This is a genomic window from Bradyrhizobium sp. 137 (assembly GCF_023074095.1).
Classification (GTDB): Bacteria; Pseudomonadota; Alphaproteobacteria; order Rhizobiales; family Xanthobacteraceae; genus Bradyrhizobium.
Genome location: NZ_JADPKU010000122.1, coordinates 60,349 through 82,950, shown reverse-complemented (window position 1 = coordinate 82,950; position 22,602 = coordinate 60,349). Strand labels below are relative to the sequence as shown.

16 protein-coding genes and 1 tRNA gene are annotated in these 22,602 nt (G+C 64.4%); 5 read left to right on the top strand and 12 right to left on the bottom strand.

The features are described from left to right. Positions 1–52 precede the first annotated feature (52 nt). From recQ to IVA78_RS30835, 6 genes are all read right to left on the bottom strand, one after another. Positions 53–1,918, bottom strand: a complete 1,866-nt coding sequence (gene recQ / locus IVA78_RS30860; RefSeq protein WP_247469251.1) for a DNA helicase RecQ — start codon at positions 1,916–1,918, stop codon at positions 53–55. A 235-nt stretch (positions 1,919–2,153) separates the two neighbouring features. Then, a complete protein-coding gene (locus IVA78_RS30855) occupies positions 2,154–2,897 on the bottom strand; it encodes a polysaccharide deacetylase family protein (RefSeq protein ID WP_247469249.1) in 744 nt (247 codons plus the stop codon). 103 nt (positions 2,898–3,000) lie between these two features. After that, a complete protein-coding gene (locus IVA78_RS30850; RefSeq protein WP_247469247.1) occupies positions 3,001–3,999 on the bottom strand; it encodes a homoserine O-succinyltransferase in 999 nt (332 codons plus the stop codon). A gap of 12 nt (positions 4,000–4,011) precedes the next feature. Continuing rightward, positions 4,012–5,313 carry an O-acetylhomoserine aminocarboxypropyltransferase/cysteine synthase family protein gene (locus IVA78_RS30845; protein WP_247469246.1) on the bottom strand — a complete coding sequence of 434 codons (1,302 nt, stop codon included), beginning with the start codon at positions 5,311–5,313 and terminating at the stop codon, positions 4,012–4,014. 293 nt (positions 5,314–5,606) lie between these two features. Next, positions 5,607–7,166, bottom strand: a complete 1,560-nt coding sequence (locus tag IVA78_RS30840; protein ID WP_247469244.1) for an amidase family protein — start codon at positions 7,164–7,166, stop codon at positions 5,607–5,609. 119 nt (positions 7,167–7,285) lie between these two features. Then, positions 7,286–8,467, bottom strand: coding sequence for an MFS transporter (locus IVA78_RS30835; protein WP_247276247.1), 1,182 nt, complete (start codon positions 8,465–8,467; stop codon positions 7,286–7,288). A 98-nt stretch (positions 8,468–8,565) separates the two neighbouring features. Here IVA78_RS30835 and IVA78_RS30830 point away from each other — a divergent pair, with 98 nt between their 5' ends. After that, entirely contained in the window at positions 8,566–9,519 is a 954-nt protein-coding gene (locus IVA78_RS30830; protein WP_247469242.1) for a LysR family transcriptional regulator, read from the top strand. A gap of 6 nt (positions 9,520–9,525) precedes the next feature. Here IVA78_RS30830 and IVA78_RS30825 read toward each other — a convergent pair. After that, a tRNA-Ser gene (locus tag IVA78_RS30825) sits at positions 9,526–9,615 on the bottom strand. Positions 9,616–9,810: 195 nt separating this feature from the next. Between IVA78_RS30825 and IVA78_RS30820 the strand changes: the two genes are divergently transcribed. After that, a complete protein-coding gene (locus IVA78_RS30820) occupies positions 9,811–10,152 on the top strand; it encodes a hypothetical protein (RefSeq protein ID WP_247469240.1) in 342 nt (113 codons plus the stop codon). A 115-nt stretch (positions 10,153–10,267) separates the two neighbouring features. On the opposite strand, the gene IVA78_RS30815 is transcribed toward IVA78_RS30820, so the two are convergent. The 3 genes from IVA78_RS30815 to IVA78_RS30805 all read right to left on the bottom strand — a co-directional run bounded on the left by IVA78_RS30815 (position 10,268) and on the right by IVA78_RS30805 (position 14,280). Beyond that, complete coding sequence (locus IVA78_RS30815) at positions 10,268–11,731, bottom strand: trehalose-6-phosphate synthase (protein ID WP_247469238.1); 1,464 nt, start codon at positions 11,729–11,731, stop codon at positions 10,268–10,270. A 239-nt stretch (positions 11,732–11,970) separates the two neighbouring features. Further along, the gene (otsB, locus tag IVA78_RS30810) at positions 11,971–12,792 is read right to left on the bottom strand and encodes a trehalose-phosphatase (protein WP_247276735.1); all 822 of its coding nucleotides are present in this window, start codon (positions 12,790–12,792) and stop codon (positions 11,971–11,973) included. A gap of 3 nt (positions 12,793–12,795) precedes the next feature. Continuing rightward, on the bottom strand, positions 12,796–14,280 hold the full coding sequence (locus IVA78_RS30805; RefSeq protein WP_247469323.1) for an MFS transporter: 1,485 nt from the start codon (positions 14,278–14,280) through the stop codon (positions 12,796–12,798). Positions 14,281–14,459: 179 nt separating this feature from the next. Here IVA78_RS30805 and IVA78_RS30800 point away from each other — a divergent pair, with 179 nt between their 5' ends. Continuing rightward, a complete protein-coding gene (locus tag IVA78_RS30800; RefSeq protein WP_247469236.1) occupies positions 14,460–14,834 on the top strand; it encodes a DUF3175 domain-containing protein in 375 nt (124 codons plus the stop codon). 177 nt (positions 14,835–15,011) lie between these two features. Here IVA78_RS30800 and IVA78_RS30795 read toward each other — a convergent pair whose 3' ends face one another. Both IVA78_RS30795 and IVA78_RS30790 read right to left on the bottom strand, forming a co-directional pair. Then, a complete protein-coding gene (locus IVA78_RS30795) occupies positions 15,012–17,045 on the bottom strand; it encodes a HAMP domain-containing methyl-accepting chemotaxis protein (RefSeq protein WP_247469234.1) in 2,034 nt (677 codons plus the stop codon). 254 nt (positions 17,046–17,299) lie between these two features. Then, positions 17,300–19,339, bottom strand: a complete 2,040-nt coding sequence (locus tag IVA78_RS30790) for a HAMP domain-containing methyl-accepting chemotaxis protein (RefSeq protein ID WP_247469232.1) — start codon at positions 19,337–19,339, stop codon at positions 17,300–17,302. A gap of 342 nt (positions 19,340–19,681) precedes the next feature. On the opposite strand from IVA78_RS30790, the gene IVA78_RS30785 reads away from it, so the two are divergent. Together IVA78_RS30785 and IVA78_RS30780 are read left to right on the top strand one after the other, a co-directional pair. Continuing rightward, on the top strand, positions 19,682–20,167 hold the full coding sequence (locus tag IVA78_RS30785; RefSeq protein ID WP_247469230.1) for a (2Fe-2S)-binding protein: 486 nt from the start codon (positions 19,682–19,684) through the stop codon (positions 20,165–20,167). 79 nt (positions 20,168–20,246) lie between these two features. After that, positions 20,247–22,589, top strand: a complete 2,343-nt coding sequence (locus tag IVA78_RS30780) for a xanthine dehydrogenase family protein molybdopterin-binding subunit (RefSeq protein WP_247297719.1) — start codon at positions 20,247–20,249, stop codon at positions 22,587–22,589. The last annotated feature ends 13 nt before the right edge of the window (positions 22,590–22,602 follow it).

Below are 22,602 nucleotides of genomic sequence, written 5' to 3'. Positions count from 1 at the left end.
ACAAGCATCCGGCACTGATAGCCACAGGATCGCGTTTGGCGAAGACTACTCGCTACCTCGCCCTGACGATCTGCAACAGCTCGTCGCCGTAATGCTCGAGCTTCTTGTCGCCGATCCCGGGCACGTTGCGGAGTTCATCCAGCGTCGTCGGCCAGGCCCGAACGATGCCGTCGATGGTGGCATCGTGCAGCACGACATAGGCGGGCACGCCGCGCTCGCGGGCGACGTCGGAACGCCAGGAGCGCAGCCGCGCGCGCAATTCGGGATCGACGTCGCCTTGCGGTGCGCTCGCCGCGGGCGCGAGGTCGCCGCGGCGCGATTTGGCCCGGCTCGAACGGATGCGGCTGCCGGGCGCCTCCTCGCGCAGCCACACTTCCGTTTCGCCGCGCAGCACGCCGCGCGAAGAGTCCGTCAGCTTCAACGCGCCGAATGCTTCGCTGTCGCTCTGCAAATGCCCCATTGCCACCAATTGCCGCAGTACCGTGCGCCACTGCTTTTCGTTGAGCTCGCGGCCAATGCCGAACACCGACAGCTTGTCGTGGCCGAACTGCGTCACCTTCTCGGTCAGGCGCCCGACCAGCACGTCGATCAAATGCATTGCCCCGAAGCGCTGGCCGGTGCGGTAGACGCAGGACAACAGCTTCTGCGCCAGCACCTTGCCGTCGCGCATTTTCGGCGGCATCAGGCAATTGTCGCAATTGCCGCAACTCTCGGCCATCACGATCTCGCCGAAATAGGCGAGCAGCCGCCGGCGCCGGCAATGCGGCGTCTCGGCAAGGCCGACCAGTGCTTCGAGCTTACCGATCGAGACCCGCTTGAATTCGTCGGAAGCGTTCGACTCGTCGATCATGCGGCGCTGCTGCACGATGTCGGAGAGGCCGTAGGCCATCCAAGCGGCGGAGGGCTTGCCGTCACGGCCGGCGCGCCCCGTCTCCTGGTAATAGGCTTCGATGCTTTTGGGCAGATCGAGATGGGCGACGAAACGCACGTCAGGCTTGTCGATGCCCATGCCGAACGCAATGGTCGCGACGATGACGATGCCGTCCTCGTTGAGAAAGCGGTCCTGATTCCGGGAGCGCACGCTGCTGTCGAGGCCGGCATGATAGGGCAGCGCGGCCATGCCTGCGTCTTGAAGCGCGGCAGCGACCTCCTCGACGCGGTTGCGGGACAGGCAATAGACCACGCCGGCATCGCCCATGTGGCGCTCGCGGATGAACTCCTTCAGCTGCGACACCGCATTGCGCTTGTCGACGATCTCGTAGCGGATGTTGGGCCGGTCGAAGCTGGAGACAAATTGCGGGGAGCCGGTAAGCTGAAGCCGCTCGACGATTTCCTTGCGGGTCAGATCGTCGGCTGTCGCGGTCAGCGCGATGCGTGGGACATCGGGAAAGCGCTCGGCGATGATGGACAGACCGACGTATTCGGGCCGGAAGTCGTGGCCCCATTGCGAGACGCAATGTGCCTCGTCGATCGCGAACAGCGCCACCTTCGCCCGCGCCAGCATCGACAGACAGCGCGGCGTCACCAGCCGTTCCGGCGCGACATAGAGCAGGTCGAGATCGCCCGCGATCAGGCGACGCTCCACCTCCGAGGCTTCGTGCGGAGTCAACGACGAGTTCAGCGCGGCTGCGTTGACACCTGCTTCGATCAGGCCTGCAACCTGATCGCGCATCAGCGCGATCAGCGGCGAGACCACGATGCCGCAGCCTTCGCGCAGCAGTGAGGGGAGTTGATAGCAGAGCGACTTGCCGCCGCCGGTCGGCATCAGCACAAGGCAATTGCCGCCTTCGGTCACGTGCCGGATGATCTCACCCTGCGCGCCGCGGAACCCCGGCAGACCGAACACCGAATGCAAGACCGACAGCGCGTCGCGGCCGTTGGCCGGCGCGGACAGCGGAGCGGTGGAAGGAGAGGACATGGGCGTGAGGACATTGAGCTTTCGGTCAACGCCAGTCGCACGACCGAGCGGGCATGGCAAGACCGTTTGCGCGGCAGGGTATAGTGCTCCCCTCTCCGCTTGTGGGAGAGAGTGGCTGGCCGCATAGTGAGGGGTCTCTGACCGCGCATTCGATGAGACTTGTTTCGCGGCGACATACCCCTGATCCGGCGCTTCGCGCCACCTTCTCCACAAGGGGAGAAGGGAAGAACAGCCGCTATGCCCCGATCCTTCGCAGCGCCTCCGCGACGGTCACGATCGGCACACTGCGCTTCTCGGCCGCCTTCAGCGCATGGCACATCAAATGCGGCGTGCAACCATAGGGGCTCGGCCTGTCGGCGACGTCATGGCCGTACAAGATCAGCCATCCGCCGCTTGCGACCGCCTCGTCGAAATAGCGATCGATGCCTGTCGTATCGATGTCGCGGTCGATCAAGGGCGAAGCACGCAGGAACTGGAGGTCGATGACGCCGTGATTGACGCCGGGAAGGATGCCGCGCGCCGAACGGTAGGCTCTTGCAAGCTGCGGCTTGCGCCAAACCGAGGCGAGACCATACGGATAGGCGAAGTTCTCCAGCATGATCGAGGAATCAATGCTGCGGAAGTGGTCGCGGTTGCGCTCGATCTCGCGTTCCATGGCGGCTTCGTCGAGATCGACCGCGCTCTGGTGCGAGAAGGTGTGGCAGGCAATCTCGTGGCCGGCGCGGTGAAGCCGCACGATCGCGTCATTCGACAGGCCCTGCCAGTGATCCGACGGCTGATCGATCAGGCTGCCCGAGAGGTAGAATGTGCCGCGACCGCCATGTTTCTCGAGGAGTTCGGCACCCTCGCCTGCGGCGCTATCTGGAGCATCGTCGAAGGTGAAGCTCACCATCGGCGCGCGCGCAGGCAACCGGTGCGGCGCGGCGCGGAAATGCCGAGCCAGCCGATTGCTCACGCGTCCCTGGAGTGCCGACCACACGCTGCATTTCCCGTGATTCCGTATTCGCTACTGAAACATTCGTGCGCTGGTTGAGGCAAGCCTAACGCTCGGGTAATCCTAACATGGAGCCAACACCCTTCGGCTAACACGCAGGGACCGATACGCCGGCATCCGTACCGAGATATTGCAGCCAGTTCCGGAATAACGCTGCCGCTGCGGTGCCGGCGGCGATATCGGCGCGCAAATTCAGCGCAGGCAGTTCGTTGGTGAGCGCGGGATGGCGCTGGTGCCGTGCCTGTTTCTCGAAGCGGGCCAGCTTCTCTTCCGTCGCTGCGTCAAAATAACTCACGGGCAAGTTCGGATAATTCTCGCGCTCACGGGCGAGATAGCGGCCGACGTCGCGCAGATATTCGCGCTGGAGCGACAGCGCGTCATATTCCGGATGGCCCTGGAAGAACACGAAGCGGCTGGCATATTGGCGGATAAAGACGTCGACACCGGCCTCTTCCGAGCGCGTCAGCACCCGGTACCCGGCTTCCACGAGCTCGCTCTCGGCGATCTCGTTCAGGCGCGAATGCGAGACCTTGAGCGGCATAGGCGCACCGCGCGTCAGCGGATCGCGCGTCACGGCTTCGCAGTCGAAGATGCCGTGACATTTGCTCGGCAGCCGCCGCCGCGCGATGCCGTCGAGGTGCAGCACCGCCGCATGCGCGGCGAGGCACGACCAGATCGTCGAGCGCGTGTTGACCTTGGCCCAGTCGATCAGCTCCGTCAGGTCGCGCCAGTACGGCTCCTGGTCGAGTTCGGGCGCGACCGGCTCGGCGCCGGTCACGATCAGCCCGTCGAATTTACGGCGCCTGAGATCCGCAAGATCGGAATATTCGCTCTCGATATGCCACTTGGCGTCCGGCGAGCGCCTCACCGAAGGAAGCGAGAAGCAGTGGAAGCGGATGCGACGCGAGCCTGCAGCCGCCTGGAGCAGCTTCATGAACTGCCGCTCGGTCGCCTTCAACGCCGGGTCCGGCATGTTGTTGATCAGCCCGATGGTCAGCTCGGCGCCGCGATCACGCGCGAGATCACCTTCGGCCGGCACCAGTGCCGGGCTTGATATGACTTGATCCCTGTCGATCAAGATCGTCATTGGCGCCGCCGCCTACTCCGCGGCCTGCAGACGCGACGACGGACAGGCCTTTTCCAGCGCCTGATCGATATCCTCGATGATGTCTGCGGAATGCTCGATGCCGATCGACAGGCGGATCGTCTCCGGCAGCACGCCCGCTACGCGCTGCTGCTCTGCCGACATCTGCCGGTGCGTCGTCGACGCCGGATGGCAGGCCAGCGACTTGGCATCGCCGATATTGACGAGGCGCGTGATCAGCTTCAGCGCATCATAGAAGGTCTTGCCGGCTTCCATGCCGCCCTTGATGCCGAAGGTAAACAGCGAAGAGGCGTTGCCGTTCAGATATTTCTGCACCAGCGGATAATAGGGGCTGTCCGGGAAGCCCGTGTAATTGACCCAGGCCACCCGCGGATCGCCACGGAGGAATTCGGCGACCTTGCGGGCGTTCTCGACGTGGCGCTCCATGCGCAGTGCCACGGTTTCGATGCCCTGGAGCAGCAGAAAGGCATTGAAAGGCGAGAGCACCGAACCCATCGTGCGCTGATAGACGCTGCGCGCGCGCTCGATGTAGGCGGTCCTGCCGAAGCGCTCGGCATAGACGAGGCCGTGATAGGACGCATCCGGCTTGTTGTAAGCCGGGAATCGGTCGGCGTGTTTCCCCCAGGGGAAGTTTCCAGAATCAACGATGGCGCCGCCGAGCGTGGTGCCGTGGCCACCGAGGAACTTGGTCAGGGAATGCACGGCAATATCGGCACCGTAGTCGAACGGCTTGAGCAGAATCGGAGTCGCGACCGTGTTGTCGACGATCAGCGGCACGCCATGCGAATGCGCGATTTTCGCCAGCGCCTCGATGTCGCAGACATTGCCGGCGGGGTTGCCGATGGTCTCGGCGAACACGGCGCAGGTACTCTCGTCGATCAGCTTCTCGATCGCCTCGGGCTTGTCGCTGTCGGCGAAGCGGCCAGTGATGCCCTGCCGCGGCAGGATGTGTGAGAGCAGCGTGTGCGTGGTGCCGTAGAGCTGCGGCACCGAGACGATGTTGCCGCCGTGATCGGCGACATTGACAAAGGCGAAATGCAGCGCCGCCTGGCCGGTCGCAACCGCAAGCGCGCCGACGCCGCCTTCGAGCTGAGCGATTCGCTTCTCCAGCACCACGCTGGTCGGATTGGCGATGCGGCTGTAACGAAAGCCCTCGGCCTCGAGATTGAAGAGCGCCGCGCCATGATCGGCACTGTCGAAGGCATAGGCTGCGGTCTGGTAAATCGGCACGGCGACGGCGTGCGTTGTGGCTTCCGGTTCGTAGCCGGCGTGAATAGCGATCGTCTCGTTGCGCATCGTGCCACCTCCGCGTGGAGCGGGCCGCACTTATCGGCCTGTATGAGGCGCGTGCGTTGTCCGCCATCCTCCTGTTAGAGGGGGGTGGTAAAGCGGACAATAATTCGCCTAGAGATCGAGGAAGTAACCCTAACGCTTGTTGGCGAGGTGGCCAGAATTGGGGTTAAACTGGATTAACGAATTGACGAGGTTGCCGCGCCAGCGGCGTTGCTTTTCCCTTCTCCCCTTACGGGTTTTGGGGACCGCATAAGGGAAGAGGGTGCACCGTCAACCCGTCGACAGCCTGCTTGGCTTCAGGCCATCGTCTCCCACAGTCGATGAGCGAGCACGCCGGCGCGCTTCTCGATCGCGGCCGCGGCATCGAGCGCGAGATCCTCGCGATAGCGCCCCGCAATGAGCTGCACGCCGATCGGCCTGCCGTCATGCACTGCCACCGGCACCACCGCGCCAGGCAGGCCCAGCACGTTGATCGCGGAGATGAAACGGATCTCGCCCCAGAAGATCTCGCGCACGCGCTCGGGGCTGACGGTATCCTCGCGCGGGCCCGGCGTCGGCTTCACCGTGGTCGGCGCCAGCACGACCGGATACTCGTCGAAGAACAATTGCCAGGCGCGGATGTGGCCGTTGCGCGCGGCCGTGGCCTGCATCCAGGCTTTGAGATCGAGCACGTTGGCCTTGGTCTTCATGCCACCCCACGCCTTGTGAAAATCCTCTGACGTAACCTTCAGCATGCTGGCTTCCTGCATGACAACGGTCTCGTTGGTGATGATGTCGCACCAGGTCTGCCAGACGCCGTTGATGTCGGGCACCTCGACCTCGCTGACGCGATAGCCGGACCGCTCGAGATGATCCGCGGCCTGGCGCAGCGCCGCGGCAACCTGCGGGTCGACGTCCATGTCATCAGGGATCTTGGCCAGCGCGACCTTGATCGGCCCCTTTGGCTTCGGCCCGACGAGCGGCGCCGGCACCCACCAGGGATCGCGCGGATCGCGTTGGCTCATCACCTCCAGGGCGAGACGAACGTCGGCGACGTGGCGGGCGAGCGGCCCCTGCGCCGACATCAGATGCGCCAGCATCGGCCGCTCGGCGGTGGCGCTTCCGTTGAAAGCGGGGATCCGTCCCTGCGTCGGCTTGATGGTGGCAACACCGTTGCAATGCGCCGGCCAGCGCAGCGAGCCGCCGATGTCGTTGCCATGGGCGATGGTGCCGATGCCGGCCGCCACCGCCGATCCCGCGCCGCCCGAGGAGCCGCCGCAGGTGATGTTCGGATCCCAGGGGTTCAGCGTCAGCCCGTGCAGAGGATTGTCGGTGAAGCCGCGGAAGGAGTATTCCGGTGTGTTGGTGAGCCCGATCACGATCGCGCCGGCCTTTTTCAAGTTGCGCACCACGGGGGAATCGGACGGCGCGATGAGGTCCTTGTTAGCGGGAACGCCGTTGAAGTTTGGCCGCCCTTCGTAGTCGACATTTTCCTTGATGGTTACAGGCACGCCATGCAGGAGGCCGAGCTCGCCGCCCTTTGCGCGCTGCCTGTCGGCCGCATGCGCCGCTTTTAACGCCTCTTCGGAGAGATCGACGACGACGGCGTTCAGTCGGGGATTGACGGCGCGCATCCGTTCGAGATGGGCTTCGACCGTCTCGACGGCGGAGATTGCACCGGAGCGGATCGCGGCCGCGGTCTCGACGGCCGACCATTGCCAAGCCGGCCCCTTGGGACGGCGCGGTGAGGCCGGCTTGAGTCGCGTGGCTTTCTTTGCCTTCTTTGCAGCGACGGCCTTGCGGCTTGTGCTTTTCTTGCTGGAGGTCTTTACCGGTTTCTTCGAAGCCGTTTTCTTCTTGGTCGTCGCCTTCGCCACGTCGCATCTCCTGAAATTGCGCCGCAGACGTTACGGATGGCCAAAGGACGTGTACAGGTGCGTTTTCTGCATGGCGCGATGGCGCGACGCGGCGAATTGTCCGCGAACGCACCGCTGCGCTATTCCGCGGGGCAAGCCGCAACGGCGGCCTGGGCGCGGTCGAGCCGGAGGCTCCACAGCGCCAGCAGGAGACCGACAGCGGTGATGCCGGCTGCGACCAGAGGCAGCGCCGAAAGGCCGAGTCCGCGGTCGATGGTGACGCCGCCGGCCCAGGCGCCGAGGGCGTTTCCGAGATTGAACGCGGCGATGTTGAGGCTGGAGGCGAGCGTGCGGCCATCTGGGCCTGCCGCTTCCAGCACGCGAAGCTGGAGCGGGGCGACGGTCGCAAAGGCGGCGACGCCCAGCAGCAGGATCAGCACGACCGCGGCGATCTTGAGCGACAGCGCGGCGGCAAGGCCAAGAAGCACGATGGCGAGCGCAGCGAGCGTCCCGATCAGCGCGCCGGCGAGCCCGCGGTCGGCGAGCTTGCCGCCGGCGACGTTGCCGATCGCGAGGCCGACGCCGAACACCAGCAGGATCGGTGAGACCGCGGCCTCCGAAAAACCGGTGAAGCGCGTCAGGATCGGCTGGATGTAGGTGAAGACGACGAACAGGCCGGCAAAGCCGAACACGGTCATAGCAAGGCCGAGCAGCACCTGCGGGCGGCCGAGCACCGAGACTTCGTCGGCAAGCGAGACCGGCTTGTCGCCGTTGCCGACATGGCCGGGCACCAGCGCGGCAACCACGGCAAAGGCGATCACACCGATGACCGTCACGGCCCAGAACGCCGCGCGCCAGCCGAGCATCAGGCCGACCCAGGCGCCGAAGGGCACACCCAGCAATGTCGCGACCGTAAGGCCGATGAACATGGTGGCAATCGCCGAGGCCCGCTTGTCCTCGGCGACGAGGCTGGTCGCCACCACCGAGCCGACGCCGAAGAAGGTACCATGGGCAAGGGAAGTCAACACGCGCGCGGCCATCAGCAATTCGTAGTTCGGTGCCAGTGCGCAGGCCGCATTGCCGAGCGTGAAGATCGCCATCAGCGCGAGCAGCACGGTTTTCCGTGGCATTCGCCGCGTCGCCAGCGTCAGGACGGGCGCGCCGACGAACACGCCGAGCGCATAGCCGGAGATGAGCAGGCCCGCGACGGGCACCGAGACGTGCATCTCGGCGGCGACCTGGAGCAACAGGCCCATGATGATGAATTCGGTGGTGCCGATGCCAAAGGCACCGGCGGTGAGCGCAAGGACGGCGGAAGGCATGCGTGGCTCCGATGGATGAGACGAGCCACGCAGATAGCCGCGCGTGGGCAAAACCGTTAGCATGGCCGCAATCCAATCATTTGTGACGTGAATTCAACATGGGCCGTTTCGACACCAACCGCTCCGCCGAGATGGAGGTCTTCGTCCGCGTCGTCGACCTCGGCGGATTCACCCAGGCCGGTCGAAAACTGCGCCTGACGCCATCGGGCGTGAGCAAGGTGATCTCACGGCTGGAGGCACGGCTCGGCTCGCGCCTCGTCAACCGCACCACACGCAAGCTGACCCTGACCGAAGAAGGGCAGGCGTTCTACCAACGGGCCGTGCGCATCCTCGCAGAGATGGAGGAAGCCGAGCGCGAGGCGGCCTCTGGTGCGGCCCCACGCGGCCGCGTCACGGTGAACAGCAACATTCCATTCGGCATGCTGCATGTGATGCCGCTGATCCCGCGGTTCCTGGAAGAGCATCCCGACGTCACGCTCGATCTCGTGCTCACGGATACGGTCATCGACCTGATGCAGGAGCGCGCCGACGTCGCGATCCGGGTCGGCCCGTTGCGTGCGTCACGTCTCATCGCCCGAAAACTCGGCACCAGCCGCATGGTCGTGGTCGGCGCGCCCGACTATCTCGCACGCTGCGGCACGCCGAGGACGCCGGCCGATCTCGCTAATCACCGCGGCATCGGCTGGACGTTTCCGCGCAGTATCCGGGGCTGGCCATTCAAGCGCGGCGACCACACCGAAGAAGCGGTGCCGCCGCCCGTCGCGCGCGCCAGCGACGGCGAAGCCGCGCGCCGCCTTGCGCTGGGCGGCGTCGGCCTCGCGCGCCTTGCCCTTTTCCACATCGGCCCCGACATCGAATCGGGCCGCCTCGTCCCGGTGCTGCAAAGCCACAATCCCGGCGACCGCGAAGACATCCACGCCGTCTATGTCGGCCACACTGCGCCGCTCCCGGCACGCGTCCGTGCGTTCATCGATTTCCTGGCCGAGCACGTGCGGGTGAGCGATCCCGTGCTGAAGCGGGCCGGAGACGGGAGATGGAAGCTGGCGGGATGAAACCAATGGCGGAGAGAGTGGGATTCGAACCCACGGTACGGTTTCCCGCACACACGCTTTCCAAGCGTGCGCCTTAAGCCACTCGGCCATCTCTCCGGAGCGCCCTCTCTTGAAGGGGCGCCGACGATTTTGCAAGGGATCGCGGTAAAATCGGGTGAAATTTTCCGCAACATATTGGATTTACGAGAGAATATCTCGCGCCGGCCAACGTCCTGACGCGCCGGTCGGCTGAACCATCGGTGGGTTTGGGGCGACGATTCACGTGAGGACGCCAGACATGCCAGGGACGCCATGACCATCTGCAAGACCATCACCGCGCTGAGCCTGATTTCGGCCTTGGGTATCGCCCTCGCCGCGCCGGCCCTGGCGCAGGTCTGCACGCGGCAGGGCGTCGAGGTGAGCTGCGACGACGGGCGGCGCGGAATGCTGTCGGGCGATGCCATCATCTGGCCGGACGGCACACGCTCGAGCGCCTCGCCGCATCCGAGCATGATCATCGGCAAAAAAAGCTCGGTGCATGTCGGGCCAGGCGTGTTCGTCGGCCAGGGTAAGGGTATGGCGCCGATGGATGATCCGAACGCGCCGAACAAGCGGCAGTGCGCGATTCTGGATGGCGTGTCGTATTGTTATTGACGCCGCGGGCCGCCCTCGCAGTGCACCGTCATGCCCGGGCTTGTCCCGGGCACTCACGTTCAAGCCGAGGCGTGAGACGTGGATGGCCGGGACAAGCCCGGCCTGAGGCGAGACCTTAGATCAACCGCACGCCTGAGATCGCCGACTTCAGCCAACGTAGCGCCTGCGGCGGTTGCGCGGCAAGCGGCGCGACGGCGGCCTTCTCCGTCCGGCACTTCTCGAGCTCAGCGACGAAATCGGCGGACCATTGCTGGATGGTGTGGCCGCGCAGCTTCTTCATCATCGCGTCCCAGCGCATCTTGCGCTCGGTGAGCGGCATTGAGGCCGCGACCGCGATCGCGCGCGCCATGCCGTCGATGTCGTGCGGATTGACCAGCAAGGCGGTGTCGAGCTCGTTGGCCGCGCCCGCGAACTTCGACAGCACCAGCACGCCGGGATCGGCCGGGTTTTGCGCGGCGACATATTCCTTGGCGACGAGGTTCATGCCGTCATGCAGCGGCGTTACCACGCCGATCTGCGCGGTGCGGTAGAGGCCTGCGAGCACGGCCTGGCTGAAGCCCTTGTTGAGGTAGCGGATCGGCGTCCAGTCCACTTCGCCGTGGCGACCGTTGACGTCGGTGACGAGACGAGCGACCTCGTTCTGGAGGTTGCCATAGGCCTCGATGCCACCCCGCGAGGGATTCGCGATCTGGAGCAGCGAAATGCTGCGCGCAAACTGCGGCTGCTCGGTCCAGAGCCGGTCGAACGCGCTGATGCGGTTGACGAGGCCTTTCGAATAATCAAGGCGATCGACGCCGATCGCGAGGCGCTCGCCGTTGAGGCTGCGCCGCAACCGAGACACGTCGGGATGCGACACCGATTTCGCGGCATAAGCTGCGAACTTTTCCGCATCGATGCCGATCGGAAACACTTCACAGCGGGTGCGGCCATGCTGAGAGATCGCAACACCGTTCTCAACGGCGAGGCCGAGCTCACCGCCGACATAACCGAGGAAGTTCTGGCAATCCTCATCGGTCTGGAAGCCGAGCAGATCATAGGCCAGCATCGCCGTGATCAGCTCGCGATGATTGGGCACGCCCTGCATCACCGCGGCGACCGGCCACGGCGTATGAAGGAAGAAACCGATCGGATCATCGACGCCGAGATCGCGCAATTCCGCACCGAGCGCAAGGAAGTGATAATCCTGCACCCAGAACGCAGTTTTTGCTTTTCGGAAGCGCATCAAGGCGCGCGCCATGAAGGCGTTGACCTCGCGATAGCTGACATAATCCTCGCGCGAGACGCGGATCAGATCGCTGCGCGAATGCAGTGCCGGCCATAACGCCGAATTGGCAAAGCCTTCGTAATAGCCGCCGTAATGCGCCGCCGGCAGATCCAACGTCGCAATCGCGCCCGACCCCAGCGCTTCGATCTCGGCGAACGGTTCCTTCTGATGGCCATCGCGCACGCGGCCTGAAGAACCCACCCAAATAGCTCCCGAATGTTCCACGACCGGCAGCAAGGCCGCCGCGAGGCCACCCGTCATGGGTTCATTGGGTTTGCCGCGCGCGACGCGATTTGAAACGACGACTAAGTTCACAGGCCGTCCCCTCCTGTTTCATTCCACCCGTTTAACTGCCGTTCATCAATATGGTTCCTGATCATCGTTTCAACGAATTGAAACCAAAATCAGGCGTGCGCGTTGGAACTGGTTTCGCTCGCGGAACCAAGGATTTCAGCGCAAAGAGAGCTCGTGCGCCCGGAATTGCGCAGGATGCATTGCGATGCGCCACGAAAGGGTGGCGCGCATTGTGTTTGCGAAGTGGCGCTGCCTTTGTTTCACCTCGGATCGAGCAGGTGCGCAAGGAACGCGCGCACATCGCTCGGCGCATCGAAGTGACCATTCACACCCATGGCGCGGCGGCCGACCGAGAAGGCGAGCCCATTCATATCAGGCATGATCGCGAACACGGTCTCATCTGTGACGTCGTCACCGATGAACAGTGGACGACGCCCCCTGAAGGGCTCGTGCTTCATCAACTCGCGCACGCCGCTCGCCTTGGTGAAGCCTGAATGCTTGATCTCGCAGACGAACTTGCCAGGCAGCACCTCGATCGGCGCACTGGGCAGGTCCGCGCGGATCAGCGACACGGATTCGTAGATCGCCTTCTCCGCATGCGGCGCCAGGCGGTAATGCAGCGCCAGCGAATAGCCCTTGTCCTCGAGCAGAATGCCCGGGCTGAGCTTGGCAATCGCAGCCAGCCGTCGCTTCAGCTCCTTGTCCAGCGGCGGCGCATGCACGGCATCAGCTTCATTGTCCGCGGACAGCCGCATCTCTGCGCCGTGACCGGCGACGGCGCAAAACACGTCGGGCGCGAAAATCAGATCGATATCGTTGAGTGAGCGGCCGCTGACCAGCGCCAGCGCGCCTGACGTACATTCCACCAATCGGTTGAGCGTGTCCGAAAGGCCCGGCGGCACCCACACCTCGCGCGGCGTCGGCATCAGGTCGAGCAGCGTGCCGTCGATGTCGAGCAGGATCGCGGTCTCGTTCAGATGCGGCACGAGCGCGTGCGGCACCGGCACCGTTTCCGGCGTCTCGTCGTCACCAGGGATGGTGAGCTTCTCGTCCAATTCCATTTCCGCCAGTTCCGATTTCATAGTCTACTCCATAACGGCAAGCGGCCGTGCGATTTGTTCGAGCGATTTGCGCTCCGCCGAGACGGCATAGCGCCACGCCACGATTGCAGCCGCGATCATCAGGGCTGCCCCCAGCAGATAGCCGGCGAATACGCTGGTGCGCGATCCCGTGTCGATCAGAACGCCGAACAGCGCCGGCCCGATCACGCCGCCGATGCCCGTGCCGACTGCATAGAATACCGCGATCGCCAGCGCGCGAACCTCTAAGGGAAAGTTCTCGCTGACGGTGAGATAGGCCGCGCTCGCGGCGGGCGAGGCGAAGAAGAAGATCACCATCCAGGCGATGGTCTGCCCCTGCGCGCTGAGCGCGCCGATCGAGAATAGATAGCCTGACAGCGCCAGCAGCAGGCCTGACATGCCATAGGTGAACATGATCATGGCGCGGCGGCCGAGCGTATCGAAGAGACGGCCGAGCAGCAGCGGGCCGAGGAAGTTGCCGGCGGCGAAGGGTAGCAGGTACCAGCCGACGTGATCGGCGCTGATGCCGTAGAAATCGGTCAACACCAGCGCGAAGGTGAAGAAGATGGCGTTATAGAAAAATGCCTGCGCGCTCATCAGCATGAGGCCGACCAGCGCGCGCTGTCGATAAACCGAGAACAGCGTGTGGATGACCTCGGCGATCGGCGTGTGATCGCGCATCCTCAGGCGGATCTTCGTAAAGCGACCGTCGCTCGTATCCTGGCCGTGTCCAATGACCGAACGCTCGATCTCATCGGCGATCGCATGAGCCTCGTCGGGCCGACCATGGATCATCAACCAGCGCGGACTCTCCGGAATCCACATCCGCATCAACAGCACGACGAGGCCGAGCGTCGCGCCGATCAGATAGGCGAGGCGCCAGCCCATGTCGGGCCCCATCGCGGCAGGATCGAGCAGAACGATGGCTGCCACCGCGCCCATCGCAGCGCCGATCCAGAAGCTGCCGTTGATCACGAGATCGGTCCAGCCGCGATACCGCGCCGGCACCAGCTCCTGGATGGTTGAGTTGATCGCGGTGTATTCGCCGCCGATACCGGCACCGGTGAGGAAACGAAACACCGCGTAGCTCGCCACATCCCATGACAGAGCCGTCGCAGCCGTCGCCGAGAGGTAGAGCGCAAGCGTGATGAAGAACAATTTCTTGCGGCCGATGCGATCGGTAAGCCAGCCGAAGCCGAGCGCACCCAGCACCGCGCCGGCGAGATAGGCGGAATTGGCAATGCCGAGATCGAGATTGGAAAAATGCAGCGAGGGACTCTGCTTCAGCGCGCCCGAGAGCGCGCCGGCCAGGGTCACCTCGAGTCCGTCGAGGATCCAGGTGATGCCGAGCGCGAGCACGACGCGCGTGTGAAAGCCGCTCCACGGCAGCGCGTCGAGCCGCGAGGGGATGCTGGTCTCGACGATGCGATCCGTCGCCACCGCCGAGATCGCAGGTCCATAATTCAGCGCTGGGCTTTCCTGCAATTCCATCGCGTTGTTGCGTCTGATCAATGGAAGCGGCCCCGGTTCACATGGCATGGACGGGGTCGATCCGATCATGGGGGTGCGGCATTCCGCCTGCCTGCGACAACGTCTGCCATGAAGTCGAGTTCCCTTGGGAACAGCCTCCAAGAACATCCGTTTCCGATGGAGCTGCAAGGAGTTGACGCATGGCTCAGGTCAGAAAGACGACACATTCGCGGAAGACAGGCGCGCGCAACACCGCGCGCCGCAAGGCCAGCACGACACGCAAGAGGTCAAGCCGCCGCGCAGCACCGAAGCGATGGTCGCAACGTGTGACGAAGGAGAGCAACGCGCTCGATCTCAAGCACGGTGTGTTCAAGCTCAAGGACCCCAGGAAAATCGCGGGCTCCCTGAAGCGCTCGGCCGAGCACAGCTCGCGTCGCAAGACCGGCGCCTATCGCTCTGCGCTGTCGATGCTGACGTTCTACATCAACCGCGCCGGCAAGACGCTACCGAAGACGCAGCGCACGCGACTGGAGCGCGCAAAGGTGGAGCTGAAGCGGGCTTTCGGGAAGGAGTGAGTTTCAGAGCTCCGCAGTCGTCCTGGGCAACCGAAGCGCTGATCCAGGACCCATCATCACAAGACGTGGTTTGGCGAAGACTCGGAGTTACCCGCTTCGCGCAGCAACGGTTTCCCGGGGGAAATGGGTCCTGGCCTTGGCCAGCATGACGACGGAGGAAGTGGCGCGGTCCGAGCGTCACGCCGCGCGGATATTGGCCATGAAGCGGTCGAGTTCGGCGCGCAGGCGGGTGCTTTCGCTCGACAGCGTCTTGGCCGAGTTCAGCACCTCTTCCGAGGCCGAACCGGTCTCGGCGGCGCCGCGGTTGACCTCGCCGATATCGGTGGCTGCGGTCTGGGTGCCCCGCGCGACGGTCTGGACGCTGCGGGCGATCTCCTGCGTCGCCGCACCCTGCTGCTCGACGGCGCTCGCGATCGAGGTCGAGATCGACGAGATCTGACCGATGGTCGCACCGATCTCCTTGATCGCGGCGACCGATTCGGCCGTGGCGCCCTGCATGCCGGTGATATGCGAGGAGATTTCATCGGTCGCCTTCGCCGTCTGGCTCGCCAGCGACTTCACTTCGCTCGCAACCACGGCAAAGCCGCGGCCGGCCTCCCCGGCGCGCGCCGCCTCGATGGTGGCGTTGAGCGCCAGAAGATTGGTCTGCTCAGCAATCGCCGTGATCAGCTTGACGACCTCGCCGATCTGCTGGGCGGCATGCGACAGTTTGCCGATACGGCCGTCGGTCTCCTTAGCCTGCACCACGGCGGCCTCGGCGATGCGGCTGGAATCGCGGACCTGGCGGCCGATCTCCTCGACCGAGGCCGAGAGCTCTTCGGTCGCGGTCGCGACCGATTGCATGTTAGAAGACGCCTGCTCGGAGACGCCGGCGACCTGGCTCGACAGGCTCTGCGTGGTCTCGGCGGTGCGGGTCAGCGTGGAGGCTGCCGATTCCAGCTGCACGGCGGAAGCCGAGACGTTGGAGACGATGGCGCCGACCGCGTTCTCGAAATCGTCGGCGAAGCGAATCAGCTCGGCGCGCCGGCTTGCAGCCTGCTCCCGGTTCTGGGCTTCGCTGGCGGCGGCATCGCGCTCGGCCTTGGCCACCGCCTGAACCTTGAACTCCTCGACCGCTCCGGCCATCTCGCCGATCTCGTCCTTGCGACCAAGACCCGGCAGCACCACGTCGAAATTGCCCGAGGCCAGCTCCCGCATCGCCTTGCACATCGCAATCATCGGACGCGAGATGCCGTTGCCGAGCATCCAGGCCAGCGCGGCACCGACGGCAAGGCCACCGAGCGCCATCATCAGCATCAGCCGCTCGGTGTCCCCGATCGTCGCATTGGCGCTCGCCTCGATGCGCTGCTGGTCGGCAGTCAGATCCGAGCGCAGTTCGCCCGAAAGTTTCACGATGGACGCGGCCGTCTTGGTCATCTCGCCATTCAGCTTGACAATGACCTTCACGTTTTCGGTCAGCTTTACGAAGGAGGTGCGATACTGCTTCAGGAGATTGCCGATCTCGGTGACGCGGTCGGTGATCTTCTGGTCGTTCGCGTAGATCGAGACCAGCAAGGTCTCCAGGAACTTGATGCGGGCGATCACGCCATCGGCGGTCTTCGGCTCCGGCTTGGCAACGAAGGCGCTGACCGAGGTGGAGACCGCCAGATATTGCGAGGTGATGTCCTTAGCTGTGGTCTGGACGGATGCAAGACCCGCCAGCGCCGCCGTGTCGCCGAGATCGTCGAACTTGAAGCGGATCTTGTTGCCGACGCTGTTGAGCTCATCGGCCGCGATCTTGTTGTTTTCGCGTGTCAGAGTGATGATCTCACTGAACACCTTCGTGAAGCGCTGGAACTCGGCCTCAAGTTTGCCGACCTGCTCGCGGCGCGCGGCGCCGGTCGTGGCGGACAACGACTTGCCGATCGCGCCCCTCAGATTCTCTTCGGCGGCCTTGGCCGCGGTCTCGTCGTCGGCGGCGCCGGTCAGGGTGTAGGCCCGCGCGAGCCCCTGATAGGCGATCAGTTCACGATCGACGGTCCGCGCCAGATCGGCTTCCGATACGCTGGTCCGATACGAGGCCACGGCGCCTGCGATCCGCTCGAAGCCGAAATAGGCGAAAGCCATGCTGACGGCGAGGATGGCTAGCACCGCCACGAAGCCGAGGATGATTTTTGCGCGAAAACGCAGCGTTGGCAGCTTCGATGGTTTCGACTTCGACTTGACCGACATTCCCCCACCCCATTCCATTCGCGGAAAACCAGGCGCAGCCCGGAAGCAGCCCGCTTCCTGACTCTCCGGCACGTTACGGGGCAAAGGATAAGCTGTGGTAAATTTGTGGCACCGCAACTGGCGGTTAGCTGACGCGGGGGGATAGTTCACTCAACTCGTCATCCCGGATGAGCAGAGCGCCGATCGGGACGACCGGCCGAATGTGAGGCGATAGCGAGGGCTTCGGCCGCAGAATGGCTTGACGCGCAGTGAACTTACGCCGCGCGGATATTGGCCATGAAGCGGTCGAGTTCGGCGCGCAGGCGGGTGCTTTCGCTCGACAGCGTCTTGGCCGAGTTCAGCACCTCTTCCGAGGCCGAACCGGTCTGGGCGGCGCCGCGGTTGACCTCGCCGATATCGGTGGCTGCGGTCTGGGTGCCCCGCGCGACGGTCTGGACGCTGCGGGCGATCTCCTGCGTCGCCGCACCCTGCTGCTCGACGGCGCTCGCGATCGAGGTCGAGATCGACGAGATCTGACCGATGGTCGCACCGATCTCCTTGATCGCGGCGACCGATTCGGCCGTGGCGCCCTGCATGCCGGTGATATGCGAGGAGATTTCATCGGTCGCCTTCGCCGTCTGGCTCGCCAGCGACTTCACTTCGCTCGCAACCACGGCAAAGCCGCGGCCGGCCTCCCCGGCGCGCGCCGCCTCGATGGTGGCGTTGAGCGCCAGAAGATTGGTCTGCTCAGCAATCGCCGTGATCAGCTTGACGACCTCGCCGATCTGCTGGGCGGCATGCGACAGTTTGCCGATACGGCCGTCGGTCTCCTTAGCCTGCACCACGGCGGCCTCGGCGATGCGGCTGGAATCGCGGACCTGGCGGCCGATCTCCTCGACCGAGGCCGAGAGCTCTTCGGTCGCGGTCGCGACCGATTGCATGTTAGAAGACGCCTGCTCGGAGACGCCGGCGACCTGGCTCGACAGGCTCTGCGTGGTCTCGGCGGTGCGGGTCAGCGTGGAGGCTGCCGATTCCAGCTGCACGGCGGAAGCCGAGACGTTGGAGACGATGGCGCCGACCGCGTTCTCGAAATCGTCGGCGAAGCGGATCAGCTCGGCGCGCCGGCTTGCAGCCTGCTCCCGGTTCTGGGCTTCGCTGGCGGCGGCATCGCGCTCGGCCTTGGCCACCGCCTGAACCTTGAACTCCTCGACCGCTCCGGCCATCTCGCCGATCTCGTCCTTGCGACCAAGACCCGGCAGCACCACGTCGAAATTGCCCGAGGCCAGCTCCCGCATCGCCTTGCACATCGCAATCATCGGACGCGAGATGCCGGTACCGAGCAGGAAGGCGAGGACCGCCCCCAGCAGCGTGCCGCCGACGGCGAGCATCAGCACCAGTTGCTCGGTCTGCCCGATGGTTGCTTCCGACTCCGCCTCCAGCCGCTGCTGTTCGGCGATGAGGTCCGCCTTCATGGCGGTGGAGCCCTGAAGGATGGCGCCGGCCGAGCCGCTCATTTCGGTCACGAGCTCATCGACCAGCTTGGCGTTGGCGATCAGCTTCTCCAGCGCTTCCCGATAGGCCCCCAGCAGCGCCTTGGCGTCCTTCAGCCCGGCGACGATCTTGTCGTCCATGGAATAGATTGCACCGAGTGAGTTCTCGACGAATTTCAGCCGCGCCAGCGCGCTTGCCGCGACCGCCTGGTCGGAATTGAGGATGAAATTGCTCGCGGCGGAGCTTGCGGTCTGGAACTGGGCATTGACCTGCTTGGTGCCGAACTCGATCGCCTGCGCCTCCGCGTCGGAGGCGTTGTTGCCGATGTCATCGAGCTTGTATTTCAGGAGATTGGCGTTGCGCTGGAGCTGGTTCTGGACCAGCAGCACGCTGTCACGCTTGGCCTGCAGGATCTTGGCAAACGTCATGGAGAAGTTGGAAAACTCCTTGGCGAGCTTGTTGAGGCCCTCTTGCCGCGCCGGCTTCTTGGCGTTCTTGATGGCCAGGTCGATCGCGCTCTTGAGGCTGGCTTCTGCCTCCAGCGCCGCCTTGGCGTCGTCCTCCTTGCCGGTAACGACAAAGTAGCGGGCAGCCGAACGATAGGCGAGCAGCTCGCGGTCGATGTTGCGGGCAAGGTCGGCCTCGGAAACGCTGGTGCGGTAGGACCCGACCCCGGAGGAAACCCGCTCAAAGCCGAAATATGAGAAGGCCATGCTGCCGGCCGAGATCACCAGCACTGCGGCAAAGCCCAGGATGATCTTGGTACGGAACCTGAGAGCCGGAAGTAGTGTTCGCTTCGACGGCGACCCGATACGCCCAGACATTCCCACCCCCATTTTCATTCAGCCGCGACCCGGAGGCGCCCCGCCCCAGACCTGGATGCGCAAAACTAAGGCACAATCGATAAGGGGCGGTAAACTCAGTGCATCTCCCGATTCCAAGGTCATCGGGCCAAAGGCTGACCGGCTACAAAAAGGCGACGGCTGGCATCCCATGGTTAGAAGGGCCGCGCCGTCCGGGTCCAGCGGCTCGCTGGCAAATCATTGCACGCCCTTCTGGATCAATGACTTTTCCATGACGCCGGCGACCAAAATCCCAGTTGCAAAGTTCCGGGTCGCCGGTCTCTAATTGGAAACAATCAAAATCAATCTCGGGAGGACTTCACCGTGTCTACTGTCAAACTGACGGTCAACGGCAAGGCCGTTGCCGTTGACGTCGAGGACCGCACGCTGCTGGTCCAGCTGCTGCGCGATCACCTCAACCTCACCGGCACCCATGTCGGCTGCGACACCAGCCAGTGCGGCGCCTGCGTCGTCCACATGGACGGCCGTGCGGTGAAATCCTGCACCATGTTGGCGGGACAGGCAGACGGCGCGAGCGTCATCACGATCGAAGGCATCGCAAAGGGCGACGAACTGCATCCGATGCAGGCCGCTTTCCGCGACAATCACGGCCTGCAATGCGGATATTGCACACCGGGCATGATCATGTCGGCGATCGACATCGTGCAGCGCCACGGGGGCCAGCTCGACGAGGCCACCGTGCGTCAGGAGCTCGAGGGCAATATCTGCCGCTGCACCGGCTACCACAACATCGTCAAGGCCGTGCTGGATGCGGCCGGTCGCATGAAGGTTGCGCAGGCGGCCGAGTAAAGGCCGCAGCGAACAAGAAAATCACTGGCGCTTTCGATGGAAAGCGCGGGTCAACAAATTCCGGTCGGGAGGACCAGACATGGGTGTTGAAGGCATCGGCGCACGCGTGCTGCGCAAGGAAGACAAGCGTTTCATTACCGGCAAGGGCCGCTACGTCGACGATATCAAATTGCAGGGCATGACCCATGCGTATTTCATCAGAAGCCCGCACGCGCACGCCAAGGTGAAGGGGATCGACTCTTCCGCCGCGCTGAAGATGCCGGGCGTTGTCGCGGTGCTCACGGGACAGCAGCTCGTCGACGACAAGGTCGGCAACCTGATCTGCGGCTGGGCCATCACTTCCAAGGACGGCAGCCCGATGAAGATGGGCGCATGGCCGGCGATGGCGCCCGAGACGGTGCGCTTCGTTGGACAGGCCGTCGCTGTCGTGATCGCGGAGAGCAAGAATCTGGCGCGCGACGCGGCGGAAGCCGTCGTCGTCGATTACGAAGAGCTTCCGGCGGTCGCCGACATGCACGCCGCCATCAAGCCCGGAGCACCGCAGCTTCACCCCGAAGCCCCCGGCAACCAGGTCTACGACTGGGTGATCGGCGACGAGAGTGCGGTGGATGCAGCCTTCTCGAAGGCCGCCAATGTGGTCAAGCTCGACGTCACCAACAACCGCCTCGCGCCCAACGCGATGGAGCCGCGCGCGGCGATCGCCGATTACGACGCGGCGGAGGAGCATTTCACGCTCTACACGACGTCGCAGAACCCGCACGTCGCCCGCCTCGTGCTGTCGGCGTTCTACAACATCGCCCCCGAGCACAAGCTGCGCGTGATCGCGCCCGACGTCGGCGGCGGCTTTGGCTCGAAGATCTTCATCTATCCCGAAGAGATGGTGGCGCTGTGGGCCTCGAAGAAGGTCGGCCGTCCCGTGAAATGGACCGGCGACCGCACCGAGGCCTTCCTCACCGACGCGCATGGCCGTGACCATGTGACGCATGCCGAGATGGCCTTCGACGCCAACAACAAGATCACCGGGTTGAAAGTGAAGACCTACGCCAATTTCGGCGCCTACATGTCGCTGTTCTCGTCGTCGGTGCCGACCTATCTCTACGCAACGCTGCTGTCCGGCCAGTACAACATCCCGGCGATCCATGCCGAGGTGATCGGGGTCTACACCAACACCACGCCGGTCGACGCCTATCGCGGCGCCGGCCGTCCCGAGGCCAGCTATCTGCTCGAGCGGCTGATGGAAACGGCGGCGCGGCAATTGAACGTCGATCCGGCCGCACTGCGCCGGACCAACTTCATCACCCAGTTCCCGCACCAGACGCCTGTCATCATGGCCTATGACACCGGCGACTTTAATGCTTCGCTCGATGCGGCGATGAAGGCGATCGACTATGCCGGCTTCCCTGCCCGCAAGGCACAAGCAAAGGCACAAGGCAAGCTGCGCGGCATCGGCGTATCCTGCTACATCGAGGCCTGCGGCATCGCGCCGTCAAAGGCCGTCGGCAGCCTGGGTGCCGGCGTCGGCCTGTGGGAATCGGCTGAGGTGCGCGTCAACCCGGTCGGCACCATCGAGATCCTGACCGGCTCGCACAGCCACGGCCAGGGTCACGAGACCACCTTCTGCCAGCTCGTCGCCGATCGCTTGGGCGTTCCCATCAGCCAGGTCTCGATCGTCCATGGCGACACCGACAAAGTGCAGTTCGGCATGGGCACCTATGGCTCCCGCTCGGCGGCCGTAGGTCTCACTGCGATCCTGAAGGCGATGGAGAAGATGGAATCCAAGGCCAAGAAGATTGCCGCGCATGCGCTGGAGGCTTCTGAGGCCGACATCGTCATCGAGAACGGCGAGTTCAAGGTCACGGGCACCGACAAGGCGATCGCCTTCCCGATGGTCGCGCTCGCGGCCTACACCGCGCACAATCTGCCTGAAGGAATGGAGCCCGGCCTGAAGGAAAGCGCCTTCTACGACCCGACCAACTTCACCTTCCCGGCCGGCGCCTATATCTGCGAGCTCGAGGTCGATCCCGGCACCGGCAAGACGTCCTTCGTCAACTTCGTCGCGGCCGACGATTTCGGCCGGCTGATCAACCCGATGATCGTCGAGGGACAGGTTCATGGTGGACTCGCCCAAGGCATCGGGCAGGCGCTGCTCGAGCACGCGATCTACGATGCCAACGGCCAGCCGGTCACGGCCTCGTTCATGGATTACTCCATGCCGCGCGCCGACGATCTGCCCTCGTTCAATCTCTCCCACACCACGACGCTGTGCCCGGGCAATCCCCTGGGCATCAAGGGTTGCGGTGAGGCCGGCGCGATCGGCGCTTCTGCGGCCGTGATCAACGCGATCACGGATGCGATCGGCAAGAACAATCTGGAAATGCCCGCAACCCCGGACAGGGTGTGGCGCACGATCCACGCGGCTTAAGAGGGAGGAACGA